This window comes from Mycobacterium sp. (assembly GCF_049683355.1).
In the GTDB taxonomy this organism is placed as follows: Bacteria; Actinomycetota; Actinomycetes; order Mycobacteriales; family Mycobacteriaceae; genus Mycobacterium.
Genome location: NZ_JBAUJB010000420.1, coordinates 1 through 26893, shown reverse-complemented (window position 1 = coordinate 26893; position 26893 = coordinate 1). Strand labels below are relative to the sequence as shown.

Sequence of the window (26893 nt, the reverse complement as noted above, 5' to 3'; positions counted from 1 at the left end):
GTCTGCGCCAGCGCTCGGCGGCGCGTGTCGGGATCGGGCTGCCCGCGCACGATCCCGGCCCGCTGCGACGCCTGATCGCCACCCTGCCCGCCCTGGAGGTGCCCCGCCCGGACTGGCCCGACGAGGCCGTCGTCGTGGGCCCGCTGCATTTCGAGCCGACGACGTCGGTGCTGCCCCTGCCCCCCGGCGACGGACCCGTGGTGGTGGTTGCCCCCTCCACGGCCACCACCGGAGCGAAGGGACTCACCGAACTGGCCCTGGAGACACTGATACCGGCGCAGGTGTTGCCGGCGGGAGCGCGGGTGGCGGTGTCGCGGCTCGAGGGTCCCGATGGGGAGCTTCCACCGTGGGCGGTGGTCGGCCTCGGTCGCCAGGACGAGCTGCTGTCTGCGGCGGACCTGCTGATCTGCGGTGGCGGCCACGGAACCGTCGCCAAAGCACTGCTGGCCGGCGTGCCGATGGTGATCGTGCCTGGTGGTGGCGACCAGTGGGAGATCGCCAATCGTGTTGTGCGCCAGGGGAGTGCGCAGCTCGTCCGGCCGTTGACCGGGGCGGCTCTGGCCGCCGCGGCCCGGGAGGTGCTCGCCATACCGCGCTACCGCGAGGCTGCCCGGCAGGCCGGTGCGACCGCCGCGCAGGTCGCCGATCCGGTACGGGTGTGCCATGAAGCCCTGCAGCGGTCAGCGTAAGTTGGTCGTGTGCGGCTGACGGAATTCTCGGAGCTCGTCGAGCACCAGTTCGGTGCGGCGCGGGCCTCGTCGCTGTTGCTCGACCACGTGTTGACGAGCCTGGGTGGCCGCACCGGCGCGCAGGCCATCGAAGAAGGCATCGACCCGCGCGAGGTGTGGCGGGCATTGTGTGCCGACTTCGACGTGCCCCGCGATCAGTGGTGAGTCAGCCGGCGCGGCCGGACTCGTCCGGGCCGCCCTCCTCGTCGTGCGCGGGCACGCTCTCGTCTCCGCTGTAGCTGCCCGAAGGCCGGTCGGTCGGTCCGCCGGAAGGCTGGTCCGACCCGGTGTCGCGGGACCCGGGCGCTCCGCGTTCTTCCTGCGGCTCCTCCGACAGATGGTCACTCGAGGTGCTCATGACGTCTCCTCACCGCCCGCCGCGGCGATACGGCCGGCTGCTGTGCGGCAACCCCTGTGACCGGCGTCACAAACCGTGCCGCGCGGACTGTGCCGCTGACAGGGCGGCGTTGGCCAGCGTCAGCGTCGCACTGGTGGCCGCGTCGAGATCGGCGACCTCGCCGGCGGTCAGTGCCCCGCAGATCCAGTCCCAGTGCGCCGCCACCGTCTGCCCGGGCATCGGCGCCGGCGCCAACGACGCACCGTCGCGGCGCCAGCGCACCCGCTCGGCCACGGGCACACCGAGGCCGAGCGCACCCGCGGCGAAGATCAGCGGACGCGACACGATCACGGCGTGCTCGTCGTCCACGGCGTCGACGACTCCCCAGCGGATCCGGCAATCCTGCATCACCTTCACCGGTGTGCGGGGGTCACGATGCAGAAAGCGCGCCCACGGGTAGACCACGAACACGTGAAAACTGTGATTCGCCAGGGAATTCTGTGACGACACGTCGTCCAGGAGGCCGGTGACCTGCCCCCTGAACTGTTCCCGCAATGTGGCCAGCAGCACCTCGGCGTCGACTTCGGCCAGCAGCGGCCCACCCACCCAGTAGCTGCGCACGATCTGCTCATCGAGCGGGTCGTGCTGACCCACCGCTGCGGCGATGGCGTTGAGGTACGGCCAGGCGCCGTCGAACTCGCGGGCGTAGTCGGCCAGGTCGGGTGCGTCTGGGCCGGACAGTGCGACGGTGCCCGGCGGCCCGCAGTACCCGAGTTCGTTGGGCGGGAAAGCGTACCTGGCGAACATCGCGTGACCGGGATGGTTCCGGTCGCTGCCCGCCGTCATTCAGCAGATCCGCGGAAGTTGTTCACCGACGGGCAGATCCACCACCCTGGTGCCGCCCAGTGCGGTGCGCGCCACCACCATGCCCGGGTGTTCGGTGACGCAGCGGCCGATCACCCCGGCGCGCCCCCCGAACGGATGGCCGTGCATTGCGGCGAGCACCCCGTCAGCGTCCTCGGGCGCGACGAAGGCGATCAGCTTGCCCTCGTTGGCGACGTAGAGCGGGTCGAGTCCCAGCAGTCCGCAGGCATCGCGCACCTCACCGGGAATGGGGAAAGAGCGCTCGTCGAGCGAGATCCCGACGCCCGCCGCCCTGGCGATCTCGTTCAGCGTCGCCCCGACACCGCCCCTGGTGGGGTCGCGTAGCGCGTGGATGTCGGCGCCGGTGTCGATCATCGCCGCCACCAGCCCGTGCAGCGGGGCGCTGTCAGTGGCGACGGTGGTCCCGAACTCGAGGCCCTCCCGGCAGCTCATCACCGCCACGCCGTGCACGCCGATGTCACCGCTGACGATCACCACATCGCCGGGACGGGCCCGCTGCGGGCGGATGTCGGCACGGCTGTCCACCAGGCCGATTCCCGCGGTGTTGATGTACACGCTGTCACCGTGGCCGGAGTCGACGACCTTGGTGTCACCGGTGACCAACTTCACCCCGGCCGCCAATGCGGCGGTGCCGACGGCGTGTGCGACGCGGGCGAGTTCGGCCAGCGGGGTGCCCTCCTCGAGGATGAACGCGGTCGACAGCGCCACCGGCTGCGCGCCGGCCATCGCCAGATCGTTGACCGTGCCGTTGACGGCCAGATCGCCGATGCTGCCGCCGGGGAAGAACATCGGTTTGACCACATAGGAGTCGGTCGAGAACGCCAGCCTTTCGGCGCCCACCTGCAGCACCGCGGAATCACCCATCTGGGCGTCGGCCGCCGAACCGAACGCCGGTAGGAACAGGTGCTCGATCAGCTCGGCGGACATCGCCCCGCCGCCGCCGTGCCCCATCAGGATGTTGGGTGCGTCGCGCAGCGGCACGGGACACACCCAGGCCTCCATGTCGATGGTCGCCGGCTCGGCGGCCGACACTTCGGAGTTCGCCTCAGGCATGCATCACCTCCAGCCGCCGGTAGAGATAGTAGGCGGCGCAGGCACCCTCGGACGAGACCATGGTGGCGCCGAGCGGATTGCGCGGAGTGCACAGCGTGCCGAAGGCTGAGCACTCGTGCGGTTTGATCAAGCCCTGCAACACCTCTCCGGAACGGCACACCGCGGACTCCTCGGTGTGGATGTCGGTCACCGCGAACCGGTGCTCGGCGTCGAAGTCGCGGTAGTCGGCCGACAGGCGCCAGCCGCTCGAGGGGATCATCCCGATGCCGCGCCACGCCCGGTCGGTCACCTCGAACACGTCCCACAGCATGGCTTTGGCTGCGGCGTTGCCTTCCGCGCGCACCGCACGCGGATAGGCGTTCTCCAATTCGTGGCGGCCCGATTCCAGTTGCAGCACGGTGCGCCGGATACCTTCGAGGATGTCCAGCGGCTCGAAGCCGGTCACCACGATGGGGATGCCGTACTTGTCGCACAACGGCGGGTACTCCTCGGTCCCCATGACCGAGCAGACATGGCCGGCGGCCAGGAACGCCTGCACCCGGCAGGTGGGAGACTCCATGATCGCGGCGATGGCCGGCGGCACCAGGACGTGCGAGACCAGTAGTGAGAAGTTCTCGATGCCAACCCGTTTGGCCTGGTACACAGTCATCGCGTTGGCGGGCGCGGTGGTCTCGAAACCGATTCCGAAGAACACCACCTGTTTGTCCGGATTGTCCTTGGCGATGGTGAGCGCATCCAGCGGCGAATACACCACCCGCACATCGCCGCCCTCGCTCTTGATCCGGAACAGGTCCTTCCCGCTTCCCGGAACCCGTAGCATGTCACCGAACGAGCAGAAGACTACGTCGGGACGGGACGCGATCTCCAGCGCCTTGTCGATGATTTCCAACGGGGTCACGCACACCGGGCAACCCGGCCCGTGGATCATCTCGATCTCGTCGGGGAGTAGTTGGTCGATGCCGTGGCGGATGATCGAATGCGTCTGCCCGCCACAGACTTCCATGATCGCCCAGCGTCTGGTGGTCGCCGCCCGGATCTGATGGATCAACTTGCCCGCCAGTTCGGGATCACTGAACTCGTCCAGGTACTTCATCGTGTCTCCTCGGGATTGGTCAGCCCTGCCTGCTGCGCGGCCAGTTCGAACCCGTCACCGAACTCCTCGTTGAGCACCCCGAGGCGTTCGAACTCGGCCAGCGTCTGGATCGCCGATTCCTCGTCGAGACGCTGAATCGCGAAACCGACATGCACCACCACGTATTCGCCCACCTGGGCGTCGGGTATGTACTGCAGGCAGACGTCCTTCTGGACACCGCCGAAGTCGACGACCGACATCAGCGTGCCGTCGCGGTCCTCCATCCGCAGAATCTTCCCGGGTACCGCCAGACACATGAGCTGCCCTGCCTTTCCTACTACCCCGAGTTCCCGACCATCAACTGACCCAGCGCGATGCCGCCGTCGTTCGGGGGAACCCGGCGGTGGGTGATGACCTCAAAACCGTTGTCGAGTAACTCCGTGAACGTCACCGCGGCAAGCAGCGCGTTCTGGAACACCCCGCCCGACAGCGCGACCGTGTCGGTGTCCACCGCGTACTCGGTGGCGAGGTCGACGATCAGCCGGCCGACCGCGGCGTGGAAGCGGGCGCCGATCACGCCCGCAGGTACACCGTTGCACACATCGTCGACGACCGCGCGCAGCAAGGGCGCGGGATCGATCTGTGCCGGTGCCAAGGCGAGGTCGACGTGGAAGCGGTACCGGAGCGCGCCGGGGTCCGCGCGGCGGGACAACCCCTCCAGCTCGATGGCCGCCTGCGCTTCGTAGTCCACCACCTGGCGTACGCCGGCCAGCGCCGACACGGCGTCGAAAAGCCGGCCCATGCTGGAGGTCGGTGCGCATCCCAGCCCGGTCTCGAGTTGGTGCCTCAACACCGCGCGCTCTTCCGGCGGGCAGGCGCGCACCGGTGGCAGGTCCTCGGCCCACGCCACCCCCGCAGCCCACAGGTGCGCCAGCGCCATCCGGTAGGGCCGCAGCACGCTGACGTCGCCACCGGGTAAGGGAACGTACTTGAGGTGGGCCATCCGCCGAAAGCCCTTGTAGTCGGCGAGCAACGCTTCACCGCCCCAGATCGCCCCGTCCGGGCCGTATCCGGTGCCGTCGAACGCGAAGCCGAGCACCTCCTGCACCCCGTCGAGGCCGTGTTCGGCCATCACCGCGGCGATATGAGCATGATGATGCTGCACCGAGCGCACCGGCCGGCCGTCGGCGTGGCGGTGGGCCCACGCCGTCGAGCGGTACCGCGGGTGCGCGTCGGCGACGACGATCTGTGGGCGCACCCCCGTCAACGTGCTCAGGTGCTTCGCCGCGGCGGCGAACGCAGACAGGGTGGCCACATCGTCCATGTCACCGATGTGCTGACTCAGCCACGCGTACCGGCCCTCGGCAAGGCCCATGGTGTTCTTCAGGTCCGCACCGACCGCCAGCGTCGGCGGGACGGACACCGGCAGGGCGACCGGCAGCGGAGCGTATCCGCGGGACCGGCGGATCGGGATCTCTATTCCGCCGCCGAGCGGCCGCACCACGGAATCGTCGCAGGGCACCAGGATCGGCCGGTCATGCATCAGCCAGCCGTCGGTGAGATGCGAGAGTCGTTGCACCGCATCGTCGTCGCGATAGCAGATTGGTTCACCGCCGAGGTTTCCCGACGTCATCACCAAAGCCGGCGGACCCGGCTCGTCACCGGGCAGCCCCAGCAGCAGCGTGTGCACCGGAGTGTAGGGGAGCATCACACCGAGGTCGGGGTTATGAGGGGCCACCGACTCGGCAACGGGAGCCGACGGTGACCGGTCCGCCAGCACGATCGGTCGCTGCGGACCCGACAGCAGCCGCTCGGCACCGTCATCGAGCACACACAGCGTGCGCGCCACCGTCAGACCGGCAACCATCACCGCAAAAGGCTTGTCGCCGCGGCGTTTACGCCGGCGCAGCTCGGACACCGCACTGTCGTTCGCGGCGTCACAGGCCAGGTGGTACCCCCCGATGCCTTTGACGGCGAGGATCCCGCCGTCACGCAGCAGTTGTCTGGCGCGTCGCAGCCCGTCCTCGGCTCCGCTGCGGCGCCCCTGTGCGTCGAGGTATGACAGGGTCGGGCCACAGTGCGGGCAGCAGACCGGCTGCGCATGGAACCGGCGGTCGGCCGGATCGGCGTATTCGGCCGCGCAGTCGGCGCACATCGGGAAGGCCGCCATCGTGGTCGCCGCGCGGTCATACGGTACCCCGGCGATGATCGTGAACCGCGGACCGCAGTTGGTGCAGTTGACGAACGCGTGGCGGTAGCGACGGTCGGCCGGATCGCGTTGTTCGGCCTCGCAGTCGGCGCACATCGCCACATCGGGGGAGACCAGGGTGCGGCCGCCGTCCGAGCGGGAGGTGTCCTCGATCCGGAACCCGGTGCCGCCGACCGCGGGAACGTCTCGAACCTCGACCGCGTCGATGACCGCGAGCGGCGGCGGTTCACCGCGTAGCCGGTCCAGGAAACCGTCGATGTCGCCGGGTTCGCCCTCGACCTCGATGATGGCGCCCGCACTGTCGTTGCGCACGGAGCCCGACAGGCCGGCCGCCGCGGCGGTGGTGTAGACGAACGGCCGGAAGCCGACACCCTGGACCACACCGCGCACACAGATCCGCCGCCGGCACCGGCTGCTCACGGTGGATCCTCGGTCCCGCTGCCCATCAACTTCAACCCGGCCAACGCGGCGGTCGCGCCGGCCTCGTCGGTCTTCTCGACGACGAATCCCATGTGGATGACCACCCAATCACCGGCGGAGAACGTCTCCTCGGGCAGCATGCCGATGTTGACCTTGCGGGGTTCGCCCGCGACGTCGACGAGGGCGAGTTGGTCGCCGTATCCGGAAAGCATCTGGATGACCCGTCCGGGGATGCCCAGGCACACCGGTCAGCCCTCCCGAACCGCGAGGCGCGCCGCGAGCCCGGCGAGCACCTCCTCGACGGCGCGCACCGCGTCCGGAACGGCCGCAGCGACCACGTCGGACAGGCCGATGCCCTCGTCGATGCAGCCGACCTCACAACCGATCACCACCGTGTAGGGGGGGCTGCCGCCGAGCGCGTTCAGGCTGGCGAACACGGCCGCTGGATCCATCGCGTGTGCATCCAGACCGGTTGCCGCCGAGAGAGTGTCATGGTCGGCCTCGAAGACGCGCAGGGTGCCGGGCGCGCCGCGGTCGGGCAACGCGTCGACGAGCACCAGGGCGTCGTACCCGTCGAGAAGATCGTAGGCCAGATGCATGCCCCGGATCCCGTAGTCCGTCGCGCGGACCGCCGGGTCGGTGAACCGCGGCGCCACACGACGCAGCACTTCTGGTCCGAAACCGTCGTCGGAGCAGAAGATGTTGCCGATACCGGCTACCAGGGTGGTAAACGTGATGACTCCGCCCCGCTACATCCGGCGCATCTTCAGGTAGCGCTGCGCATCCGGTATCGACCGAACGCCGAGCGTCACCGCCAGTACCACGACCACCGCCGCCACCACGGTGGCGATCCAGCCGACTACCTCCATGTCGAACTCCTTTCGGGGCTGAGATCCTGAGCGTCGAGAGGTTCGACCTCATCAGGTGCGAAATACAGGTAGCGGCCATACCATTCGTGGAGATCTGCCGCCGGATCGTCCTCGATTACCACGCCGACATGCGTCTCACCGTCAACGGTTTCGTGCACCGACGTAACGCGCGCGACCTTGTCCGCGTAGAACAGATCCTGGGCGTCAGCCCGGCGGGTGGGCCGCAGCCGCACCCGGCTGCCGCAACTGACACGCACGCCGTCCACCAGCACGGCGTCCACACCCGGGTTCACGGCGTTGTCCACCATCGGGTCCCACCAGTCGACGCCGTCAGGAACCTGCGGGACGAGGCCCGCATCCCCGGTTGCGGCGTGCGGATCACGCAGCACGCCGTGCAGGTTGAGCAACGCCTCGGGGGACATCGTGTCGCAGCGGTCGATGATCGCGGCGGCCAGCGGGTCGGTGGCTCGCGCCTGGGCCTTCTCCTGGCCGGTCATCGTCATGATGCGCAGGGTGAGGATCTCGTCGATCTCGGTGGAGTCATAGAGCGCACCGTCGCTCTGTTCGGCGATCTCGGGGTGGTCGTAGAGGATGATCGGCGAGATCAGCATCAGGTCACGTACGCCCGCCGGCCCGGCCAGGACCGGGAAGCAGCGGTGGCGCCGGCAGCGTGCCACCGCGCCTGCGGCATCCGGTGGCGGTTCGAGCAGCGAGACGAACTGCCCGCCCTGCACTTCCGTCAGCGCGTGGGTTCCGATCAGCGATGTGGCGATCGCGCCGTCCTTGTCGGTGGCGGGCAGGGCGAGGTTGTGTATCGCCACGCTCACCCTGGTCAGTGCGCCGTCCGGCTCCGCCACCAGGTTCAGCTCGGCACGCAGCTCGCGTCGGGTCCGCACCAGGCGACCGGCGTCGACGGTCTCGACCTCGCGGCCCGCGGGAATCACCAGCGGAAGTCGCAGGGCGCCGTCGAGGTCACCGAGGGGGATCGGACCGAACGGGATCTCGTGTTCGACCGCCTCGTCCCAGCGCAGCCAGGACCGGTCACCGGCGACCAGCTCGTCAACGGCCTCGAAACCGCCGTCGGTAGCGCGTTCGACTGCGCGGTGCTGCAGCTGCAGGAAGCGGACCACCACCGACAATGCCGCCGCCCCGCCCGGCTGGATCAGCACATCAGCCGACAGCGTGCTGTTCTCGCCGATGCCGCCCTGTTCGGCGTCCTGCGGGCCGAGGACCCCGAACTGCCAGCGGGACTGGTTCTTGGCCGACGTCGCGCGGTACGGGTAAAGCAGGTAACCCTCGTACAGCACGGCGTCGGCGACGGCGCGGGCCCGGACCCAGTCGGCGCTCATCGGACGTCCTCGGTCGCCCGGGACAGCAGCGCCATGATCGCCTCGTCGTGCGACAGCGATGCGTGCGCGGACCGGTATCCGGCGAGCGCGTCGACGGTCTCACGGTCCAACCGCAGCCAACCGGTGTTCGGGAAGTGCTGGTCGATCAGGTCCCGCCACACCGACACCGGCATGTGGTGGCGGTCTTCGCGGTCCCACGGCACCTGCAGGACCGAAAAGCCGCGGCTTCCCTGAACGAACACGGTGCCGCTGAACAAGAACTGCAATGGCACCGTCCCGTCGCGAAGGGCATGGAGGTACTTCGCGGAGGAGACGTCGAAGTCGTAGGTGCACTGCAGCGGCAAATCGACCTGGGTGGCCCCGGTGAACCCGGGCACCATGGCGGTGGTGTGCTGCCACAGGAACGTGTGCTGGGTGGTGGCCCAGCGGTCGCGGGTGCCGAAGAGATCAGCCAGGCCTTGCGCTTCCTCGTCAGAGTAGCTGCGCCGGACCGGATCGATGCGAACCTGGCAGCGCAGCGCGATCGCGTGGATCGGTTCGTCGCCGATCGCGGCGATACCGACCCGGGCGGTGAGGACAGGTGTGACCGCGTACGGTTCCGGCGCCACGTCGAGCACCGCGAACGTCACCTCCGTCCCAGTCATGGGGTGACCACCTTGCTGCGGGCCGCGACGGTCGCGAAGAACTCGTCCATGTAATTGCGGGCCTGCTGCCCGCCGTCGAAGCCGCGCCACAGCATCCGCAACCGGCCGACGAACTCGTAGCACGCGTCGATCGGCAGCAGATGGCAGACCGGCTCGGCCCCGCCGGCGTCGTCACGGCCCGCGGTGGGGACCCGCACCAGCAGCGCTTCGGTGTCGTCGGCCAGGGTGCCGACCCGCGGGTCGGCGGCGCGAAGCTCGTTCCAGGATTCCAGATCCAGCTCGGACTCGGTGGCCCCGGCCGGGCCGGGATAGAACGCGACGGTGCGGCCGAGGTGGGAGTTGCGGAAGAAGAACGCGACCCCGACCGGAATCTGCAGGGCTTCCCACCGACGGCGGTCGAGCGCGAACTGTGGAAACGCCAGATAGCGGTCCGGCACGGCACGGTAGCGGAGGGTGGCGTGCTGGTCGGTGAACAGCAGATAGCACCCGCGGCAGACGCACATCAGTTGGCGGCCCTCGACATTGACCACGTGCTGGTGTTCGTCGGCGATGCGTTCGGCGCACATCTCACAGCACTCGCCGGCTGCGGGCGGCGCTGTGCGGTTGCCGCGGATGCGGGCCAGCACGTCGTAGGCGCTTGCCGAGCTCATCAGGCCACGCTCTCGGCCGAGGAGCGGGGCAGCGCCATCGACAGCACGCCGTCACGCATCAGCACCGGGACCGGATCCAGATGGGCCGCGGCGCCGGAGCTTGCATCGATCGAGGCTCCGGCGTGCACGACGTCGAAGTGCGCATGGCAGCTGGGACATCGCAACACGACATCGGTGGAGGCCATTCGCCGGTGGAGCACGGCGCCCGCCAATGACGCACCACAGCCACCGCAGCGGTCCCGGTAGGCGTACACATCGTCGCCGACACGGCAGGCCAGCACGGTCGTGTCCGCAACCCGGAAACCGCCCACCTCGCCGGGTGTCAGTTCCGCCAACTCGGGGACCGCATGCCAGGTTGCGGGTGCGTGCCTGGCGGCGTGCACCCGGTCCAGCAGCGACTGCGCGGGGATGACGGGTGAGGACGACGCGGTGTCCGTCTGCGAGTGCTGGGCGACGACTTCGATCGCGGAGACCTCCGGTGCGGCGGCACGCACCGCGTCCTCGACCGCCAGCTCGAGTGTGACAGCCGACGACGGACAGCTCTTGCAGCTGCCGGAGAACTGCAGCCGAACGGTCTGATCTCCCGGGGCGCCACCGATATCGAGCAGGTGTACGTCGCCGCCGTGCGACCCGAGGTAGGGCCGCACAGTGTCCAGAGCGTCGCTGATCCGGCGCTCGACCGAATGCGGGTGCAGACCGTGCACCAGCAGCAGGCTGGCGACAAGGTCGTCGGCGACGAGTTCGTCGGCCAGTTCGGGGGACACCTGCGCCGCGTAGCCCATCAACCGCGCCAGCGCCGCGCCGTACAGGTCCGTGACCTCGCGCACCAGGTGCTCGGCGCGGTCCCGGGCGGCGGCACCGCCCGCCGCGCTGGCATCGAGCAACGCCTGTATCCGATCGCCCGCCGTGCGCCACTGCGTCTCTGCCGCGGATTCGTCCACGGGTGACGGTTCCGACGGGCCCATACGTTATTCCCCGGTGACCGACTGAGTCGGGGAGTGCAGCAGGTCCAGGCTCTTGCCGTCGCCCAGATACATGTGCACCCCGCACGGCAGACACGGATCGAAGCTGCGCACCGTGCGCATGATGTCGATGCCCTTGAAGTTCTCCCGGCTGTTCTCCTCGAAGATCGGCTGCCCCTGCACCGCGTCCTCGTAGGGGCCTGGGGTGCCGTAACTGTCGCGGGGGTTGGCGTTCCACGGTGTCGGTGGGTACGGGTGGTAGTTCGCGATCTTTCCGTCGCGGATCACCATGTGGTGCGACAACACCCCCCGCACCGCCTCGGTGAAGCCGCAGCCGATGCCCTCCTCGGGTACCTCGAACTTCTCCCAGGTCTTGGTGCGTCCAGCGCGGATCTCGACCAGCGCCTTCTCGGCGAAGTGCAGGGCGCTGGCGGCGGCGTAGGCCTGGAAGTAGGTGCGGGCCCGATTGCGTTCCAGCGTGTTGCTCCCGTACTGCGGGATCTTCCATTCGAACTCGACGGGCCCCATCAGCGCGGTCTTCGGCAGGTTGATCTGCACGCTGTGTCCGGTGGACTTCACGTAGCCGATGTCGACCAGTCCGGCCAGCGCGGTGGACCACAGCCGGGCCAGCGGGCCGCCGCCGGTGTCGAGCGCCAGGTGATCCTTGCCGTCGAACCAGCGCGGCGACATCACCCAGCTGTAGTTGTCGTCGAAGTCACGCTTCTGCGGCTTGGGGTTGGTGTGCTGGTTCCACGGGTGGCGCCGATCCACCGGATTGCCCAGCGGGTCGGTCTTGACGAACATCTCCTGGTCTTCCCAGTCGTCGTAATACGAACTGCCCAGCAGGATCCGGATACCGAGGTTGATGTCCACCAGCGACGTGGTGACCAGCTTGCCGTCGACCACCACCCCAGGGGTGACGAACATCTTGCGGCCCCAGTTCTCCATGTCCTTGTAGGCGAAATTGCAGTGCTCGGGGTCCTGGAACGAACCCCAGCAGCCGAGCAGCGTGCGCCGCAGGCCCACCTGGTCGTAGCCGGGCAGCGCCTCGTAGAAGAAATCGAAAAGGTCGTCGTGCATCGGCACGACCCTCTTCATGAACTCGACGTAGCGCATCAGCCGGGTCATGTAGTCGGTCATCAGCTGGATCGTCGCGACCGTACCGACTCCACCGGGGTAGAGCGTGGACGGATGCACGTGTCGCCCCTCCATCAGGCAGAACATCTCCCGGGTCCACCGGCTGACCTGCAGAGCCTCGCGGTAGAAGTCGCCGGTGAACGGGTTGAGCGCGCGCATGATGTCGGCGATGGTTCGGTAGCCGTGCATGTCGGCATGCGGGGACTGGGTGTTCTCCGCCCTGGCCAGCACACTCGGATTGGTCTCGGCGACCATCTTCTCGCAGTAGTCGACCCCCACCAAGTTCTCCTGGAAGATGTTGTGGTCGAACATGTATTCCGCGGCTTCGCCGAGGTTGACGATCCACTCGGCGACGTGCGGCGGCTGCACCCCGTACGCCATGTTCTGCGCGTAACAGGAGCAGGTGGCGTGGTTGTCGCCGCAGATCCCGCAGATTCGACTGGTGATGAAGTGGGCGTCGCGGGGGTCCTTGCCCTTCATGAAGATGGAGTACCCGCGGAAGATCGACGATGTGCTGTGGCACTCGACGACCTCCCGGTTCTCGAAATCGATCTTGGTGTAGATGCCGAGGCTGCCGACGATCCTGGTGATGGGATCCCACGCCATCTCCACCAGTTGGCCGGGATCGCGCTTCACGTGGGACGGCTCGGGGATGATGGTGGTCATCGAGATCTGCTTCTTTCGTCTAGAGGCGCTGCACGAGAAGAGGATTCGACACCCGGCGCCGCCGAGGGCGCCTGGGTGCGGCTGCTACCAGGTGCGAGTCGCTCCGCTTTCGAGTTTCGGCCCGGGGTGGCGCCACTTGGGCTCTTTGTCCACCGTCTTGCCGGTGATCTGGCGCAGGCTGCGGATGACCGAGCCGTACAGGCCGGATGCCGTCGTCGACACCTTGCCGCCGGGCGGCTCGTCCATGAAGGGCATGAACTTGTCCGGGAAGCCGGGCATGGTGCACCCGATGCAGATCCCGCCCACGTTCGGACAGCCTCCGATTCCGTTGATCCAGCCGCGTTTGGGCACGTTGCACTTGACGACCGGACCCCAGCAGCCAAGCTTCACAATGCATTTCGGCGAGCCGTATTCGGTGGCGAAGTCGCCCTGCTCGTAGTAACCGGCGCGGTCACACCCCTCATGAACAGTCTGACCGAACAGCCACTGCGGCCGGAGTGCCTCGTCCAGCGGGATCATCGGTGCCTGGTCGGTCGCCATGTACAGCAGGTACGTCAGGGTCTCCGAGAGGTTGTCCGGGTGAATCGGACAACCGGGCACGCACACGATGGGGATGCCGGCCTTGCTCTTCCAGTCCCATCCGAGATAGTCGGGGACCCCCATGGCTCCGGTCGGATTGCCCGCCATCGCATGGATTCCGCCGTAGGTGGCGCAGGTGCCGACGGCGACGATGGCCGTCGCCTTGGGTGCGAGGCGGTCGAGCCACTCGCTGGTTGTCATCGGCTGCCCCGTCGCCGGGTCGTTGCCGAAACCGCACCAGTATCCTTCGTCGTGAAGCTGCTCGTTGGGGATCGATCCCTCGACAACCAGCACGAACGGTTCCAGTTCGCCTCTGTCTGCTTTGAAGAACCATTCGAGGAAGTCGTCGGCACCTCCGTTCGGGCCACACTCGAAATCGATGAGTGGCCAGTGCACGGCGATTTTGGGTAGCCCGGGGAGGGCGCCCAGGGCGATCTCCTCGATGCTGGGTTGGGTGGCGGCAGTCAACGCCACAGAATCGCCGTCGCAACTCAATCCGGCGTTGATCCACAGCACGTGGATCAGTGCCTCTTCCGCTTTGACTGCAGCCTCTGTCGGCATGTGTCACAGCTTTCCGAGCTCCGGGCTGGGGAGCCCTGCGCCAATGGAGTCGACCCTCGGCCCACTTGCGTGGCGCTAACTGTTGGGTCTACTCCGGCGCGTTTGTCTTGTCAACGGAATGCTGTGACATCTGCCCGCTTTGGAGCCGGTTCGCCGATTGCCCGACCCAGGCGTACCAGTCGGCGATACCATCGCCTGTCGTCGCGGACAGCGGCAGAATATTGACGCCGGCGTTCAGCGACCGCGCATATCCGGTGCACGCGTCGAGATCGAAGTCCACGTACGGCAGCAGGTCTGTCTTGTTGACGACGACCAACCCCGCGGCGGCGAACATGTGGGGATACTTCAGCGGTTTGTCCGCGCCCTCGGTCACCGAGATCACGACGACCTTGCTGTGCTCCCCGAGGTCGAACATCGCGGGGCAGACGAGATTGCCCACGTTCTCGATGAACAACAGCGAACCGGGTTCGGGGTCGAGGGTGTGGAGGGCGCGCCGCACCATGTCGGCATCCAGGTGGCAGCCCGCCCCGGTGTTGATCTGGACCGCGCGGGCGCCGGCGGCCCGGATCCGGTTCGCGTCCAGCAGCGTCTCCTGATCGCCCTCGATGACCGCGATCGGGAGCTGTCCGCCGAGGTCGCGGATCGTGCGTTCGAGCAGGGTGGTCTTTCCGGCGCCGGGCGAGCTCGTCATGTTGAGCGCCAAGATGTCGCGCTCGGCCAGCCACCGGCGGTTCTCCTCGGCGACCAGATCGTTCTTCGCCAGGACCTTCTGCTCGAGGGTGATCGTCTCGGTGTGGACGTGGTCGTGCGGATGGTCATGGTCGTGCGGATGGTCATGGTCGTGCGGTTGGACATGCGGATGGCGGTGGCCGGCCAACGTGATGACGGCCTCGTCCGCGCCGCAGCCACAGGTAGCGCACATGGTCAGCTCACCTCCATCGACAGGATCCGCAGGTCCCGGCCTTCTAGCAGCTCGACGTCGGCACTGCCGCAGGGACACAACAGGATCGGATCGGTCAGTTCGAAACGGGCTGCACAGCTTCGGCACTGCGCGGTCCCGGCGCGGACGTCGACCTCGAGGATGGCGCCGTCGGCGACGGTTCCCTCGACTGCGAGGCCGAAACAGAACTCCATCGCCTCCGGCACGATCGCGCACAGTGCGCCGACTTCGAGTTTGACGCTGTGGACGCGTCGCCCGGCGGCGTGCTCGCACACCGCCTCGACGACGCTCTGCGTGATCGCCATTTCGTGCATATCACCCCGTTCTGGCCGGGTTAACCCACGATAGGCCGGTCTCCGGCCGGGTGTCCACGAATCGGCCCATGGCGCGTCAAGCGCTACGCGGCCCACCGCTCGCCAGCACCCGACGCAGGAAGTCGATCTGGTCGGTTCTGGCCTGCGGGTCGGAGTAGATGTCGAAGTGGTCGTAGGGGTACCAGCGCAGCTCGCCGCGTGGCGCCCGGTGCGCGGCCTTCTCCGTCGGTCCCGGTGGTGTGGTGGTGTCGTTGTCACAGACACACACCAGCAGTGGCATCTGGAGCCGCGAGGTCTTGCGCCCGGGCCGGTAGAACGGGAAATGCAGCATCAGTCGTGTTGCGAACGCGTTGCGCCACAGCGAATCCCGACCGACTATAGCCTCATAACCGGGCTTGGCGCCGGGTGAGGTCATGGCGGCGATGGCGCCCGGGTCGCCGACGGCGGGCGCCAGCCGCGGAGGGTGCCCGCGCCAGGCGCCCAGTTGATCCCGCACCGCGGCGATGGTGAGCGCTGCCGAGGTCCGCGGCGGCACCTGCCGCAGGGCGGCGATGGAGTCGGTGAAAGGAGCCTGTGAGATCACCGCCGCGATCCGGGGATCGTCGGCGGCGACGGCCAGCACATGGCCACCGCTGAACGACGATCCCCACACCACGACCCGGTCCGGGTCCACGCCGTCCTGACGCCGCGCCCATTCGACGACGGCGTGGTAGTCCTGCTGCTGGCGGTGGATGTCGAGCAGCTGGCGAGGCTGGCCGGTCGAGGCGCCGAAGTGCCGGTAGTCGAACAGCACCACGACGTACCCGGCGTCACGGAACGCCTCGGCGTACGGGGACAGCCCGTCGTCGCGGGTGCCGCAGAAACCGTGGGCCATCAGGATGCAGGGGGATGGGCCGGGGCCTTGCGGCCGGTACAGGTAGGCGGCGAGCTGCTCGCCGCGGCTAGGGATCCGGACGTCCTGTGCTGCCGTCATGCCGACAACGTAGTCCGTCGGCGTGTCCTCTTGAATCGAACACCTGTTCGTCTAATGTGGGGGGCGTTCGACGCAGTGACTTGTCGGTGCCCTGATCTAACGTCACGGCCAACCGACCGAGAACGGTCAACAACGACTACCGGAAGAGGTATCACCATGGCGCAAGCGCTCGACCGCGAGAAGGCCCTCGAGCTGGCTCTCGCCCAAATCGAGAAGAGTCACGGCAAGGGTTCGGTGATGCGGCTCGGCGACGAGGTCCGCCAGCCGATATCGGTCATCCCGACGGGGTCGATCGCGCTCGACGTCGCGCTGGGCATCGGTGGCCTGCCGCGCGGCCGGGTCGTCGAGATCTACGGCCCCGAGTCCTCCGGTAAGACCACCGTGGCGCTGCATGCTGTCGCCAATGCGCAGGCCGCGGGCGGGATCGCGGCGTTCATCGACGCCGAGCACGCGCTCGATCCCGATTACGCCAAGAATCTGGGCGTCGACACAGACGCCCTGCTGGTGTCCCAGCCGGACACCGGTGAGCAGGCGTTGGAGATCGCCGACATGCTCATCCGATCCGGCGCCCTGGACATCCTGGTCATCGACTCCGTCGCCGCACTGGTTCCGCGGGCCGAGATCGAGGGTGAGATGGGCGACAGTCACGTCGGTCTGCAGGCTCGGCTGATGAGCCAGGCGCTCCGAAAGATCACCGGAGCACTGAGCAACTCGGGTACCACCGCCATCTTCATCAACCAGCTCCGCGAGAAGATCGGAGTCATGTTCGGGAGTCCCGAAACGACCACGGGCGGAAAGGCTTTGAAGTTCTATTCGTCCGTACGCCTGGACGTGCGCCGCATCGAGACCCTCAAGGACGGCACCGATGCGGTCGGCAACCGCACCCGGGTCAAGGTCGTCAAGAACAAGGTGTCGCCGCCGTTCAAGCAGGCCGAGTTCGACATCCTCTACGGCAAGGGCATCTCCAAGGAGGGCTCGCTCATCGACATGGGGGTCGAGCAGGGCTTCATCCGCAAGTCCGGGTCGTGGTTCACCTATGAGGGTGAGCAACTCGGCCAGGGCAAGGAGAACGCCCGCAACTTCATGATCGAGAACCCCGAGATCGCCGCCGAGATCGAGAAGAAGATCAAGGAGAAGCTTGGCATCGGCGCCGTGGTGACTGACGATGCAGTGGCTGATGACGCGCTTCCCACCCCCGTCGACTTCTGAGTCGCCGTCACGGGAAGAGCAGGCCAGGTCGCTGTGCCTGCGCCTGCTCACCGTGCGGGCACGTACCAGGGCCGAGTTGGCCGGTCAGCTGCAGAAGCGGGGTTATCCCGACGACGTGAGTGCGCAGGTGCTCGACAGGCTGGCCGACGTGGGGCTGGTCGATGACGAGGACTTCGCCGAGCAGTGGGTGCGTTCCCGGCGGATCAACGCCGGCAAGGGCAAGCGGGCGCTGGCTGCCGAGCTGCGCACCAAGGGCGTCGACAACGAGGTGATCACCGCCGCGCTGGCCGGCATCGACGCGGGCGCCGAGCGGTCCCGTGCCGAGGAACTGGTGCGGGACAAGCTGCGGCGGGAAAAGCTCGGCGACCGCGACGACAGGGATGCGGAGAACAAGATGATACGCCGGCTTGTCGGGATGCTCGCTCGTCGTGGATATGGGCAGTCGATGGCCGTGGACGTGGTGATCGCGGAATTGGCGAACGAGAGGGAACGTCGCAGGGTGTAGTGCCGCCTAACCGGCATGGACGCTACGCGCAGCGTTGCCGATATCGGATGTCAGACTCCGAGTGAGTATCAACCGCACCGCGATCACGGCGACGGTGGACGTGATCGCCGCCCAGGACAGGTCGGCGCTCAACCGCAGCAACCCTGCGGCGACGAACAGGTCCACCATCGCGCGCAGCGCGACCAACGGTCGGCCGAACACCGTCAGGGCCCCGAAGCCGAGCAGGATTCCGGCAAGAGCAAGGCACCAGGACGCGGTGATGACCGCGCTCATGGGGCCGGGGGTGGTTCCGTGGTCGAGCGCGGAGACCCGGAACGTGACCGGGCCAGCTCGATTTCGCGCTGCTCCTGGGCGATCTCACGGTTGAGGAAGTAGTTCAGGATCGTCCGGATGGCCGCGATCGCCGCCAGCTTGCCGATCTCCTCGAACGACGGCGAGATCGCTGTCCGCAGCACGTCGGCGGCCAGCTGGAACTCCAGGCCCAGCACCAGGAACCGGGCCAGCGACAGCCGCACCGCCGAGAACTGGTTGATGTCACGCCGTGCCAGCGCGATGGCGAACTTCGTGATGGCGACGATCGCCCCGATCATGATGACGACCGCGCCGCAGCCCTCGATGAGGCGCACCATCAGGTCGACCATGTCGCGCAGCGCTGACTCGGGCAGCACCTCGAACGCGTGGAAAGACTGGATCATCTCAGGTTCGGGTGCGCACGGCGAGGGTCACTCGACCTTCGCACCGGGCACCCCCTCCTGTTCGATCTCATCGGGGTCGAGCGCCGCGCCACCGCGCCGCGCCCTTCGCATGCGCTTCTCCAACCAGGTCGCAGACCACGACAAGGCGAAGTTGACGGTGATCATCAGCAGAGCGATGACGATCAACGCCGGAATGTAGTTGCCGTAGGACGAACCGACGACGGTGCCCTGGCGCACCATCTCGACGAACGTGATCTGATAACCGATCGCAGTGTCCTTGAGGACCACCACCAGCTGCGAGATCAGCACCGGCAGCATCGACGTGACCGCCTGGGGGAGCAGGATCGCCCGCATCGTCTGCCCCGACGTCAACCCCAACGCCAAGGCCGCCTCACCCTGTCCGCGGGGCAGCGCGCGCACCCCGGCGCGGACGATCTCGGCGATGACGGCGCCGTTGTAGAGCGTCAGGCCGGTGATCACGCCGGCCAGAGCCAGGTACTGGGACTGGAAGACGCCGTAGAACGCATACAGGAAGTAGGCGAAGATCATCATGATCAGCACCGGCACCGCGCGGAAGAACTCGACGAACACCGACGACGCCCAGCGGATGCCGGTGTGCTTGGACATCCGGCCGACGCCGAGCAGGAAGCCCAGCACCAGAGCCAGAGCGATCGACACCGCTGCCGCGGTGAGCGTGCCCCGGACCCCCGGCAGGACGTAGGTGGTCCACAGGTTCGCCGTCAGGAACGGTTCCCACTTCGCGGCGGTGAGCTGTCCGTTGGCCTCCAGCCGCGTGTACAGGGCCCAGACCACCGCCAGGACGATGACCGCGGTGACCCCGCTGATGACGTGATTGCGGACCCGGGCGCGTGGTCCCGGCGCATCGAAGAGAACCGACGCCCCGCTCACCGTGTCCATCCGTTCGTCGCTCGAGCGCTCATCATGCCTGCGACACCGCCAGTCGCTTGCCCAGCCAGCCGAAGAACAATCCCAACGGCAGCGTCAGGATGACGAACCCGAGCGCGAAGATGCCCCCGACCACCAGCACCGCCGCGGTGTTCTCGATCATCTCCTTCATCAGCAACGCCGCCTCGGCCACCCCGATGGCCGAGGCGATCGTGGTGTTCTTCGTCAGGGCGATCAACACCGACCCCATCGGGATGATGACGGCGCGAAAAGCCTGCGGCAGCAACACGATCGACAAATTCTGGCCGAAGGTCAGGCCGAGGGATCTGGCGGCCTCTGCCTGACCGAGAGGCACCGTGTTGACCCCGGAACGGACGGTTTCACACACGAACGCCGCGGTGTAGACGGTCAACCCGAGCATCGCCAGCCGGAAGCTGCTGTCCTCGATGAACGTCGGCGACTGCCGCCCTGCCAGCGTGACGCCCAGCGTCTGCGCCAATCCGAACGAGCAGAACAGGATGATCAGCGTCAGTGGGGTGTTTCGCACGGTGTTGACGTACGTCGTGCCGATCCAGTTGAGCATCGGCACCGGTGCCAGCCGCATCGCGGCCAGCACCGTGCCGATGATCAGCGCACCGATCGCGGAGAACACCGTCAGCTGGATCGTCGTCCAGAACGCGGCGAAGATCTCCTCGCGATACTCGGTGAAAACCTCCACTGAAGAAGCCCCCGGGTACCCAGCCGCCTCAGTTGTCGAGCGGCGGCGGAGCCGGCGCGGTGATGCCCGCGGGGCCGAGGTTCTTGTCGAACGCCTCTTTCCAGGCGCCGCTTTCCTCCATCTTCGTCAACGCGTCGTTGATCTCGGTGCGCATCTCGGCGTCGTCCTTCTTCAGGCCGATGCCGTAGCGCTCCTCGGAGAACTGCTCGCCGACGATCTTGAAGGCGCCGGGCGACTGTGCGGCGTAACCGGCGAGAATCACCTCGTCGGTCGTCACGGCATCCACCGCGCCGTTCTTGAGAGCCTCGATGCAGGCCGAGTAGGTGTCGTACTGCTGCAGCTGCACGCCCGGGTACTCGTCCTTGATCTTCTGCGCCGGCGTCGAGCCCGACACCGAGCAGAGGATCTTGTTGTTCTCCAGCGACGCGGCGCCCGTGATGTCGTTGTTGTCCGACCGGACCAGCAGGCTCTGCCCGGTGATCAGGTACGGGCCGGCGAACGCCACCTTCTCCTTGCGGGAGTCGGTGATCGAGTAGGTGGCGGCGATGAAGTCGACCTGGCCGTTCTGGATCAGGTTCTCCCGCTGCGCCGACGGGGCTTCCTTCCACTCGATCTGCTCGGGGGTGTAGCCCAGCTCGCCGGCGACGTAGGTCGCCACGTCGACGTCGAAGCCGCTCATCGTGCCGTCGGGGTTCTGCATGCCGAGACCGGGCTGGTCGAACTTGGTGCCGACGACGATGCTGTCACTGTCACCTCCCCCTCCGCCGCACGCGGTCGCGGCCAACGGGAGCGCGACGGCCAGGGCGACTGCACCTATGACGCGTTTGGACAGTGACTTCTGAGACGTGGCAACCATTCTCGGTGTTCCTTTCGCCGGGGCGGGTGGTGTTGAAGCGGTGGTCAATGCTGCAGGATCTTGCCGAGGAAGTCCTTGGCACGCTCGGTCTGGGGATGGTCGAAGAACTGCACGGGCTCTGCGTCCTCGAGGATCGCGCCGTCGGACATGAACACCACGCGATTGGCGGCCCGCCGCGCGAACCCCATCTCGTGGGTGACGACGAGCATCGTCATCCCCTCGGTGGCCAACGCGACCATCACCGACAGCACCTCGTTGATCATCTCCGGGTCCAGTGCGCTGGTCGGCTCGTCGAACAGCATCACCTTCGGGTCCATCGCCAGCGAGCGGGCGATGGCGACCCGCTGCTGCTGACCGCCCGACAACTGAGCCGGATACTTGTCGGCCTGGTTGGCGATCCCGACCCGCTCGAGCAGGCTCATGGCCTTCTCGCGTGCCGCGGCCTTGGGTGTCTTGCGAACCTTGATCGGTGCCAGCATCACGTTGTCGACAATTGTTTTGTGCGCGAACAGGTTGAACGACTGGAACACCATCCCGACATCGGACCGCAACTGCGCCAGCTTACGGCCCTCGTCCGGCAGCACCGTGCCGTCGATGGCGATCGTGCCCGAGTCGATGGTCTCCAACCTGTTGATGGTTCGGCACAAGGTCGACTTGCCCGAGCCCGAAGGCCCCAGCACGACGACGACCTGTCCCTTGTCGACCTCGAGGTTGATGTCCTGCAGGACGTGGAGGTCGCCGAAGTGCTTGTTGACCGACTTCATCGAGATCATCGGCACAGCAGGGGCGCTCTCCATGGGTGCTGACCTTACCCAGGGAATGCTCAGCTTGCCTGGAACTCGGCAATCCGCCCAGATCACCGCGGGCAGGCGCGCGCCGCTGCGGCCGTTCAGCGCTCTGATTCCCGGCCGTAGGATGGGGTCGTGACTTCCACGGTGACGCAGCTGGCGAACGGGACCCTTCCTGGTCGTCGTGCCGAACGCGCCACTCGCACCTACGAGGTGCGAACCTACGGCTGCCAGATGAACGTGCACGACTCGGAACGGCTGGCCGGACTGCTCGAGGCGGCCGGGTATCGCCGCGCCGACGACGGCAGTGACGCCGACGTCGTCGTGTTCAACACCTGCGCGGTCCGGGAGAACGCCGACAACAAGCTGTACGGCAACCTGAGTCATCTCGCGCCCCGCAAGCAGGCCGACCCTCACATGCAGATCGCTGTCGGCGGATGTCTTGCGCAGAAGGATCGGGACACGGTGCTGCGCAAGGCCCCGTACGTGGACGTCGTGTTCGGCACGCACAACATCGGTTCGCTGCCCGCTCTGCTGGACCGCGCCCGGCACAACCGGGTGGCGCAGGTCGAAATCAAAGAGGCGCTGCGCGAATTCCCGTCGACGCTTCCCGCCAGCCGCGAATCTTGTTATGCCGCATGGGTTTCAATTTCAGTCGGCTGCAACAACACCTGTACGTTCTGCATCGTCCCGGCGCTGCGGGGCAGAGAAGTCGACCGCCGACCCGATGACGTGCTCGCCGAAGTGCAATCCCTGGTCGACCAGGGTGTGCTGGAGATCACGCTGCTGGGCCAGAATGTCAACGCCTACGGTGTGTCGTTCGCCGACCCGGACCAACCCCGTGACCGGGGCGCGTTCGCCAAGTTGCTGCGCGCCTGCGGACGGATCGACGGACTGGAGCGGGTCCGCTTCACCTCGCCGCACCCGGCGGAGTTCACCGACGACGTCATCGAGGCGATGGCCGAGACGCCCAACGTGTGCCCGACTCTGCACATGCCACTGCAGTCGGGTTCGGACACTGTGCTGCGCGCGATGCGGCGGTCCTACCGCGCCGAGAAGTACCTGGGCATCATCGAGCGGGTCCGCGCCGCAATACCGCACGCGGCGATCACCACCGATCTGATCGTCGGCTTCCCCGGTGAGACCGAGGCAGACTTCCAGGCGACACTCGACGTCGTGGCCGCGGCGCGGTTCTCCAGCGCGTTCACCTTCCAGTACTCCAAGCGGCCCGGCACGCCGGCCGCCGATCTCGATGGTCAGGTCCCCAAATCCGTTGTCACCGAGCGGTATCAACGCTTGATCGAACTGCAGGAACGGATTTCGCTCGAGGAGAACGCCGCGCAGATCGGGCGGACCGTCGAGGTGTTGGTGGCCACCGGCGAGGGCCGCAAAGACGCCAGCACCGCCCGGATGTCGGGTCGGGCGCGAGACGGCAGGCTTGTGCACTTCGCTCCGGGCGATGTGGCCCCGATCCGCCCGGGGGACACCGTCGTCACCACTGTCACCGGCGCCGCCCCGCATCATCTGATCGCCGACGCCGGCGTGATCGAGTACCGCCGCACCCGGGCGGGTGACGCCCATGCCGCGGGGGAGAAGCCCCGCACCGGAACCGGGCTGGGTATGCCCGGGGTCGGTCCGCCCGCCGTCGCGGCCGCAACCACCGGATGTGCACGATGAGCGCAGAATCCCGAGGCGGTCCCGAGTTCGAGGCCTTCAAAGGTGACCTCGAAGCCGCCGAACGGCGTATCGCACGCGAGATCGATCCCGGCGCACGGGCGTTGGTCATCGCCGTGCTGGTGTTCGTCCTGATGGTGTCGATGTTGCTGCCGCACACCGGCGCCGCCAGGGGGCTCGACGCGCTGATCGGGTCCGACGCGGCCGTCAGCGACGGCGTCGCGTTGCCGTCGCGGGTCTTCACCTGGTTCGTGCTGGTCTTCAGCGTCGGTTTCTCCATGCTGGCGTTGGTGGCCCGGCGGTGGGCACTGGCATGGGTCGCGCTGGCCGGGTCGACGGTCGCCTCCTTCGTGGGCCTGCTGGCGGTGTGGTCGCGCCAGACCGCGCCAGAGCCGTACCCCGGCCCCGGAATCGGGCTGGTCGTGGCGTGGTTGGCGGTGATGGTGCTCGCCTACAACTGGGCCCGGGTGGTGCTGACCCGCTCCGCGCTGCAGCTGGCCACCGAGGAGGACCGCCGCCGGATGGCCGCGGACCGGCAGAACCGGGGACTGCTGGAGGACTTCGGTGACGATGGGCGGGCCGGCCCCGAGAATCCGGGCCGGGGCTAGCGCTTCCTGGTCAGCGCGTCAGCGGCCGCGTCGGCCCACTGGCGCCACTGCGCGGCACTGGCCCGGGCCTGTTCGGCATCCTTGCTGCGGCCGGCGGCCGCGGCCTTCTCCGCCTGACGTTCGAATTGCTCGGCGCGCACCCGGAACTGGTCTGCCCGCGCCTGCGCCTCGGGGTCCACCCCGCCGGTCGGGGCGTCGCGGATCTTCTTCTCCACCGCGCGCAACCGCCGTTCCAGGTCTGCGCTGCGTTCCCGGGGCACCTTGCCGATCGCGTCCCACTTGTCCCCGATGACACGCAGCGCGGCCCGCGCCGCTTCCGGGTCGGCGTTGTCGAGCTTCTCCGCCTCGGCGAGCAACGCTTCTTTGGCCTCGGCGTTGGCGCGGAATTCGGTGTCGCGTTCGGCGTTAGCCGCATTGCGTGCGGAAAAGAACTTGTCCTGGGCGGACTTGAACCGGTGCCACAATGCGTCGTCGACGTCCTTGGCGGCGCGACCCGCCGCTTTCCACTCGGTGAGCAGCTCGCGGAAGGTCGCCGACGTCGCACCCCAGTCGGTGGAGTCGCACAGTTCCTCCGCGCGCACGCACAGCGATTCCTTGGCCTGTTTGGCGCCGACGCGCTCCCGGTCCAGTTCGGCGAAGTGCGAACCACGGCGGCGATTGAACGTCTCGCGGGCCGCCGAGTAGCGCTTCCACAACGCATCGTCGGTCTTTCGGTCCAGGCCGGTGATGGTCTTCCACTCGTCGAGGATGGCCCGCAACCGGTCGCCGGTGGCCTTCCACTGCACCGAGTTGGCCGCCAGCTCCTCTGCCTCGGCCGCGAGCGCCTCTTTCCGGGCGGTGTGCTCGGCACGGGCCTGTTCGCGTCTGGCCTTCTCCTCGGCCGTGGCGCTCTCGGCGTGCTCGACGACCGCCTGCAGCCGCGCGGCCAGGGAGTCGACGTCACCCAGCACGTGGGCCTCCGGAAGGCTCTCGGCGAGGGTGGTCGCGGCAGAGCGGATCTTGCGGGCCTCGCCGGATCCCGACGCCAGCCGCTGCTCCAGGAGCATCACCTCGGTGTGCAGATCATCGAAGCGGCGACCGAAATGCTCGTAGGCGGCTTCGGTGTCACCGGCCTGCCAGGACCCGATCCTGCGCTCGCCCGCAGCGGTGAGCAGCCACACCGTGCCGTCGGGGTCGACCCGTCCGTAGCGGTGGGGATCGCTTGCCGGGACCGGGCTGACCGTCGGGCCTTTGGGCGGGGCGACCGGCCCTGGCCGTATCGCACCAGGCCGGGGGCCCATCGAGCCCGGCCCCGGCCGGACAGGCCCCGGCTTGGGTTTGGGGGCGTCGCGCTCGAACTCCTGGGAACCGCCCGGCTCGGTGATCGTCATATCCGTTACCTCGTGCCCTCCGCGCGGACACCCGCGCACCTGCCGCGCTACGCGGCGCCTACCAGCTGACTCAGCATCGGAGCCTTCGAAGTCTCCAAAGCCTCCAATGCCTCCGAAGCCATTGAAACAGGTCATCAGGCGCTCCGCCCATGGCTTGGCGTGCCAGGTCTCTAGGCTCGGGACGAAAACCGGGGAGGTGGTGGATGGCCAAGGCGGATATCGCGGCACTGCTGGCTCTGGCCGCCGCTTTCTTCATCGCGGTCGGTGATGTCATCCATCAGCGCTCCGCGCACGATGTGACCGATCAGAACGTCGGCCACCTCACGCTGTTCTTGACGCTGCTGCGCGACCGCCGATGGTGGTTGGGCAGTGGCGTGGCCGGCGCCGGGTTCGCGCTGCAGGCCGCGGCGCTGGGGCTGGGCTCGGTGCTGTTGGTGCAGGCCGTGCTGGTGACCGCGCTGTTGTTCGCGTTGCCGATCAGCGCCCGGCAGTCACACCGGCGGGTCACCCGGTGGGAATGGGTGTGGGCGGTGCTGCTCGCCGGCTCGGTGATCGTCATCGTGACCGTCGGCAATCCGACCGCCGGTGACTCGCGCGCATCCCTGGAGACCTGGCTCGGGGTGGCCGCTGTTCTCGGGCCGGTGCTGGCGTTGTGCCTGCTGGGCGCCAAGCTGTGGTCCGGACCGGCCAGCGCGATGCTGCTCGCCGTGGTGTCCGGGGCGTTGTGGGGGTTGTTCGCGGTGCTGACCAAGTCCGTGGTGGACCGCCTCGACGTGACCAGCTGGTCCGGTGTCGAGGCGTTGCTGCTCACCCCCGAGCTCTACGCGTGGGCCCTGGTGGCGGTGGCGGGCACCGCCATGCAGCAGGCGTCGTTCCGGGCCGGGGCGCTGACCGCGTCGTTGCCGACGATGACGGTCACCGAGCCGCTCGTCGCGTGCGTGCTCGGCGTCGTGGTGCTCGGCGAGACGCTGCGGCCGGACGAGGCGGGGTGGTTCACCCTCGTCATCGCGGTGGCGGTGATGGTGGCGGCCACCGCCGCGCTGGCCCGCGGTGAAGCCGCCACCCGGGAACCCGTCTGACCTGACCGGTTGGCTAGGTTTGACGGCGTGCTGAGCGCTATCGCGATCGTGCCGTCGGCGCCGGTGATGGTTCCGCAGCTCGCCGGGGCGGCTGCCTCCGAGACCGCGGACCTGCGTGCCGCCGCACTGTCGGCGGC

32 protein-coding genes are annotated in these 26893 nt (G+C 67.9%); 7 read left to right on the top strand and 25 right to left on the bottom strand.

Features of this window, described 5'->3' with window-relative positions; genetic code table 11:
- Together WA944_RS24105 and WA944_RS24100 are read left to right on the top strand one after the other, a co-directional pair.
- A partial coding sequence (locus tag WA944_RS24105) for a glycosyltransferase (protein ID WP_526647422.1) occupies window positions 1–689 on the top strand: 689 nt, incomplete at its 5' end.
- Between the two features lie 9 nt (window positions 690–698).
- Window positions 699–893, top strand: a complete 195-nt coding sequence (locus WA944_RS24100; RefSeq protein ID WP_526373432.1) for a DUF3046 domain-containing protein — start codon at window positions 699–701, stop codon at window positions 891–893.
- A gap of 1 nt (window position 894) precedes the next feature.
- Here the strand turns inward: WA944_RS24100 and WA944_RS24095 are convergent, their stop codons facing one another.
- The 18 genes from WA944_RS24095 to WA944_RS24010 form a co-directional block, all read right to left on the bottom strand.
- The gene (locus WA944_RS24095) at window positions 895–1086 is read right to left on the bottom strand and encodes a hypothetical protein (RefSeq protein WP_526373430.1); all 192 of its coding nucleotides are present in this window, start codon (window positions 1084–1086) and stop codon (window positions 895–897) included.
- Between the two features lie 66 nt (window positions 1087–1152).
- On the bottom strand, window positions 1153–1911 hold the full coding sequence (locus tag WA944_RS24090; protein ID WP_526609298.1) for a DUF6390 family protein: 759 nt from the start codon (window positions 1909–1911) through the stop codon (window positions 1153–1155).
- Window positions 1912–3003, bottom strand: a complete 1092-nt coding sequence (gene hypE, locus WA944_RS24085) for a hydrogenase expression/formation protein HypE (RefSeq protein ID WP_526369717.1) — start codon at window positions 3001–3003, stop codon at window positions 1912–1914.
- Window positions 2996–4096 carry a hydrogenase formation protein HypD gene (gene hypD / locus WA944_RS24080; RefSeq protein WP_526369715.1) on the bottom strand — a complete coding sequence of 367 codons (1101 nt, stop codon included), beginning with the start codon at window positions 4094–4096 and terminating at the stop codon, window positions 2996–2998. Before hypD ends, hypE begins: the two co-directional genes overlap by 8 nt.
- The gene (locus WA944_RS24075) at window positions 4093–4392 is read right to left on the bottom strand and encodes a HypC/HybG/HupF family hydrogenase formation chaperone (protein ID WP_526369713.1); all 300 of its coding nucleotides are present in this window, start codon (window positions 4390–4392) and stop codon (window positions 4093–4095) included. Before WA944_RS24075 ends, hypD begins: the two co-directional genes overlap by 4 nt.
- A gap of 20 nt (window positions 4393–4412) precedes the next feature.
- Window positions 4413–6704, bottom strand: coding sequence for a carbamoyltransferase HypF (gene hypF / locus WA944_RS24070; protein ID WP_526369711.1), 2292 nt, complete (start codon window positions 6702–6704; stop codon window positions 4413–4415).
- Window positions 6701–6949: a HypC/HybG/HupF family hydrogenase formation chaperone gene (locus tag WA944_RS24065; RefSeq protein WP_526647421.1), complete on the bottom strand. Its 249-nt coding sequence runs from the start codon at window positions 6947–6949 to the stop codon at window positions 6701–6703. The genes hypF and WA944_RS24065 overlap by 4 nt, the downstream gene beginning before the upstream one ends.
- 3 nt (window positions 6950–6952) lie before the next feature.
- The gene (locus tag WA944_RS24060; protein WP_526369719.1) at window positions 6953–7441 is read right to left on the bottom strand and encodes a hydrogenase maturation protease; all 489 of its coding nucleotides are present in this window, start codon (window positions 7439–7441) and stop codon (window positions 6953–6955) included.
- 12 nt (window positions 7442–7453) lie between these two features.
- A complete protein-coding gene (locus WA944_RS24055; RefSeq protein WP_526369708.1) occupies window positions 7454–7573 on the bottom strand; it encodes a DUF6893 family small protein in 120 nt (39 codons plus the stop codon).
- Window positions 7564–8922: a hypothetical protein gene (locus WA944_RS24050; protein ID WP_526369706.1), complete on the bottom strand. Its 1359-nt coding sequence runs from the start codon at window positions 8920–8922 to the stop codon at window positions 7564–7566. Before WA944_RS24050 ends, WA944_RS24055 begins: the two co-directional genes overlap by 10 nt.
- Window positions 8919–9566 (bottom strand): DUF6084 family protein, encoded by a 648-nt coding sequence (locus WA944_RS24045; protein WP_526647420.1) that lies wholly within the window; start codon window positions 9564–9566, stop codon window positions 8919–8921. Before WA944_RS24045 ends, WA944_RS24050 begins: the two co-directional genes overlap by 4 nt.
- Window positions 9563–10216, bottom strand: a complete 654-nt coding sequence (locus WA944_RS24040; protein WP_526609293.1) for a DUF5947 family protein — start codon at window positions 10214–10216, stop codon at window positions 9563–9565. Before WA944_RS24040 ends, WA944_RS24045 begins: the two co-directional genes overlap by 4 nt.
- The gene (locus WA944_RS24035) at window positions 10216–11181 is read right to left on the bottom strand and encodes a NifU-related iron-sulfur-binding protein (protein WP_526609291.1); all 966 of its coding nucleotides are present in this window, start codon (window positions 11179–11181) and stop codon (window positions 10216–10218) included. Before WA944_RS24035 ends, WA944_RS24040 begins: the two co-directional genes overlap by 1 nt.
- A 3-nt stretch (window positions 11182–11184) precedes the next feature.
- Complete coding sequence (locus WA944_RS24030; RefSeq protein WP_526374524.1) at window positions 11185–12981, bottom strand: nickel-dependent hydrogenase large subunit; 1797 nt, start codon at window positions 12979–12981, stop codon at window positions 11185–11187.
- Between the two features lie 84 nt (window positions 12982–13065).
- Window positions 13066–14121: an NADH-quinone oxidoreductase subunit B family protein gene (locus tag WA944_RS24025; protein ID WP_526374522.1), complete on the bottom strand. Its 1056-nt coding sequence runs from the start codon at window positions 14119–14121 to the stop codon at window positions 13066–13068.
- Between the two features lie 88 nt (window positions 14122–14209).
- Window positions 14210–15043 (bottom strand): hydrogenase nickel incorporation protein HypB, encoded by an 834-nt coding sequence (hypB, locus tag WA944_RS24020; RefSeq protein WP_526374520.1) that lies wholly within the window; start codon window positions 15041–15043, stop codon window positions 14210–14212.
- 2 nt (window positions 15044–15045) lie between these two features.
- Window positions 15046–15375, bottom strand: a complete 330-nt coding sequence (locus WA944_RS24015; RefSeq protein ID WP_526374518.1) for a hydrogenase maturation nickel metallochaperone HypA/HybF — start codon at window positions 15373–15375, stop codon at window positions 15046–15048.
- A gap of 76 nt (window positions 15376–15451) precedes the next feature.
- Window positions 15452–16348 carry an alpha/beta hydrolase gene (locus tag WA944_RS24010; RefSeq protein ID WP_526374516.1) on the bottom strand — a complete coding sequence of 299 codons (897 nt, stop codon included), beginning with the start codon at window positions 16346–16348 and terminating at the stop codon, window positions 15452–15454.
- A gap of 156 nt (window positions 16349–16504) precedes the next feature.
- On the opposite strand from WA944_RS24010, the gene recA reads away from it, so the two are divergent.
- Both recA and recX read left to right on the top strand, forming a co-directional pair.
- On the top strand, window positions 16505–17557 hold the full coding sequence (gene recA, locus WA944_RS24005) for a recombinase RecA (RefSeq protein WP_526609288.1): 1053 nt from the start codon (window positions 16505–16507) through the stop codon (window positions 17555–17557).
- Complete coding sequence (recX, locus tag WA944_RS24000; RefSeq protein ID WP_526374866.1) at window positions 17526–18062, top strand: recombination regulator RecX; 537 nt, start codon at window positions 17526–17528, stop codon at window positions 18060–18062. Before recA ends, recX begins: the two co-directional genes overlap by 32 nt.
- Window positions 18063–18068: 6 nt before the next feature.
- Here recX and WA944_RS23995 read toward each other — a convergent pair whose 3' ends face one another.
- From WA944_RS23995 to WA944_RS23970, 6 genes are read right to left on the bottom strand one after another with little or no spacing between them, the layout of a single operon-like run.
- Window positions 18069–18335: a hypothetical protein gene (locus tag WA944_RS23995; RefSeq protein WP_526374868.1), complete on the bottom strand. Its 267-nt coding sequence runs from the start codon at window positions 18333–18335 to the stop codon at window positions 18069–18071.
- The gene (locus tag WA944_RS23990; RefSeq protein ID WP_526374870.1) at window positions 18332–18757 is read right to left on the bottom strand and encodes a DUF1622 domain-containing protein; all 426 of its coding nucleotides are present in this window, start codon (window positions 18755–18757) and stop codon (window positions 18332–18334) included. The genes WA944_RS23995 and WA944_RS23990 overlap by 4 nt, the downstream gene beginning before the upstream one ends.
- A gap of 27 nt (window positions 18758–18784) precedes the next feature.
- The gene (locus tag WA944_RS23985; protein ID WP_526647419.1) at window positions 18785–19675 is read right to left on the bottom strand and encodes an amino acid ABC transporter permease; all 891 of its coding nucleotides are present in this window, start codon (window positions 19673–19675) and stop codon (window positions 18785–18787) included.
- Between the two features lie 22 nt (window positions 19676–19697).
- Window positions 19698–20381 (bottom strand): amino acid ABC transporter permease, encoded by a 684-nt coding sequence (locus WA944_RS23980; RefSeq protein WP_526374874.1) that lies wholly within the window; start codon window positions 20379–20381, stop codon window positions 19698–19700.
- 28 nt (window positions 20382–20409) lie between these two features.
- Window positions 20410–21237 (bottom strand): glutamate ABC transporter substrate-binding protein, encoded by an 828-nt coding sequence (locus tag WA944_RS23975; RefSeq protein WP_526374876.1) that lies wholly within the window; start codon window positions 21235–21237, stop codon window positions 20410–20412.
- A 44-nt stretch (window positions 21238–21281) separates the two neighbouring features.
- The gene (locus WA944_RS23970; RefSeq protein ID WP_526374878.1) at window positions 21282–22010 is read right to left on the bottom strand and encodes an amino acid ABC transporter ATP-binding protein; all 729 of its coding nucleotides are present in this window, start codon (window positions 22008–22010) and stop codon (window positions 21282–21284) included.
- Window positions 22011–22172: 162 nt separating this feature from the next.
- Between WA944_RS23970 and miaB the strand changes: the two genes are divergently transcribed.
- Complete coding sequence (miaB, locus tag WA944_RS23965) at window positions 22173–23702, top strand: tRNA (N6-isopentenyl adenosine(37)-C2)-methylthiotransferase MiaB (protein WP_526609300.1); 1530 nt, start codon at window positions 22173–22175, stop codon at window positions 23700–23702.
- Entirely contained in the window at window positions 23690–24307 is a 618-nt protein-coding gene (locus WA944_RS23960; protein WP_526369531.1) for an Rv2732c family membrane protein, read from the top strand. The genes miaB and WA944_RS23960 overlap by 13 nt, the downstream gene beginning before the upstream one ends.
- On the opposite strand, the gene WA944_RS23955 is transcribed toward WA944_RS23960, so the two are convergent.
- The gene (locus WA944_RS23955; protein WP_526609283.1) at window positions 24304–25677 is read right to left on the bottom strand and encodes a DUF349 domain-containing protein; all 1374 of its coding nucleotides are present in this window, start codon (window positions 25675–25677) and stop codon (window positions 24304–24306) included. The genes WA944_RS23960 and WA944_RS23955 overlap by 4 nt on opposite strands.
- Before the next feature lie 203 nt (window positions 25678–25880).
- Here WA944_RS23955 and WA944_RS23950 point away from each other — a divergent pair, with 203 nt between their 5' ends.
- Window positions 25881–26756, top strand: a complete 876-nt coding sequence (locus WA944_RS23950) for a DMT family transporter (protein ID WP_526609281.1) — start codon at window positions 25881–25883, stop codon at window positions 26754–26756.
- Window positions 26757–26893 lie beyond the last annotated feature (137 nt).

Excerpts from the sequence above, each read along its gene's own strand:
- hypD (WP_526369715.1), bottom strand. The coding sequence starts at position 4,096 with ATGAAGTACCTGGACGAGTTCAGTGATCCCGAACTGGCGGGCAAGTTG.
- recA (WP_526609288.1), top strand. The coding sequence starts at position 16,505 with ATGGCGCAAGCGCTCGACCGCGAGAAGGCCCTCGAGCTGGCTCTCGCC.
- WA944_RS23995 (WP_526374868.1), bottom strand. The coding sequence starts at position 18,335 with ATGAGCGCGGTCATCACCGCGTCCTGGTGCCTTGCTCTTGCCGGAATC.
- WA944_RS24015 (WP_526374518.1), bottom strand. The coding sequence starts at position 15,375 with ATGCACGAAATGGCGATCACGCAGAGCGTCGTCGAGGCGGTGTGCGAG.
- WA944_RS24030 (WP_526374524.1), bottom strand. The coding sequence starts at position 12,981 with ATGACCACCATCATCCCCGAGCCGTCCCACGTGAAGCGCGATCCCGGC.
- WA944_RS24040 (WP_526609293.1), bottom strand. The coding sequence starts at position 10,216 with ATGAGCTCGGCAAGCGCCTACGACGTGCTGGCCCGCATCCGCGGCAAC.
- WA944_RS23985 (WP_526647419.1), bottom strand. The coding sequence starts at position 19,675 with ATGGACACGGTGAGCGGGGCGTCGGTTCTCTTCGATGCGCCGGGACCA.
- WA944_RS24075 (WP_526369713.1), bottom strand. The coding sequence starts at position 4,392 with ATGTGTCTGGCGGTACCCGGGAAGATTCTGCGGATGGAGGACCGCGAC.
- WA944_RS23975 (WP_526374876.1), bottom strand. The coding sequence starts at position 21,237 with ATGGTTGCCACGTCTCAGAAGTCACTGTCCAAACGCGTCATAGGTGCA.
- WA944_RS23960 (WP_526369531.1), top strand. The coding sequence starts at position 23,690 with ATGTGCACGATGAGCGCAGAATCCCGAGGCGGTCCCGAGTTCGAGGCC.
- hypE (WP_526369717.1), bottom strand. The coding sequence starts at position 3,003 with ATGCCTGAGGCGAACTCCGAAGTGTCGGCCGCCGAGCCGGCGACCATC.
- WA944_RS24025 (WP_526374522.1), bottom strand. The coding sequence starts at position 14,121 with ATGCCGACAGAGGCTGCAGTCAAAGCGGAAGAGGCACTGATCCACGTG.
- WA944_RS24010 (WP_526374516.1), bottom strand. The coding sequence starts at position 16,348 with ATGACGGCAGCACAGGACGTCCGGATCCCTAGCCGCGGCGAGCAGCTC.
- WA944_RS24095 (WP_526373430.1), bottom strand. The coding sequence starts at position 1,086 with ATGAGCACCTCGAGTGACCATCTGTCGGAGGAGCCGCAGGAAGAACGC.
- WA944_RS23950 (WP_526609281.1), top strand. The coding sequence starts at position 25,881 with ATGGCCAAGGCGGATATCGCGGCACTGCTGGCTCTGGCCGCCGCTTTC.
- hypB (WP_526374520.1), bottom strand. The coding sequence starts at position 15,043 with ATGTGCGCTACCTGTGGCTGCGGCGCGGACGAGGCCGTCATCACGTTG.
- WA944_RS24055 (WP_526369708.1), bottom strand. The coding sequence starts at position 7,573 with ATGGAGGTAGTCGGCTGGATCGCCACCGTGGTGGCGGCGGTGGTCGTG.
- WA944_RS23990 (WP_526374870.1), bottom strand. The coding sequence starts at position 18,757 with ATGATCCAGTCTTTCCACGCGTTCGAGGTGCTGCCCGAGTCAGCGCTG.
- WA944_RS24035 (WP_526609291.1), bottom strand. The coding sequence starts at position 11,181 with ATGGGCCCGTCGGAACCGTCACCCGTGGACGAATCCGCGGCAGAGACG.
- WA944_RS24050 (WP_526369706.1), bottom strand. The coding sequence starts at position 8,922 with ATGAGCGCCGACTGGGTCCGGGCCCGCGCCGTCGCCGACGCCGTGCTG.
- recX (WP_526374866.1), top strand. The coding sequence starts at position 17,526 with ATGACGCGCTTCCCACCCCCGTCGACTTCTGAGTCGCCGTCACGGGAA.
- WA944_RS23955 (WP_526609283.1), bottom strand. The coding sequence starts at position 25,677 with ATGACGATCACCGAGCCGGGCGGTTCCCAGGAGTTCGAGCGCGACGCC.
- WA944_RS23970 (WP_526374878.1), bottom strand. The coding sequence starts at position 22,010 with ATGATCTCGATGAAGTCGGTCAACAAGCACTTCGGCGACCTCCACGTC.
- WA944_RS24090 (WP_526609298.1), bottom strand. The coding sequence starts at position 1,911 with ATGACGGCGGGCAGCGACCGGAACCATCCCGGTCACGCGATGTTCGCC.
- WA944_RS24045 (WP_526647420.1), bottom strand. The coding sequence starts at position 9,566 with ATGACTGGGACGGAGGTGACGTTCGCGGTGCTCGACGTGGCGCCGGAA.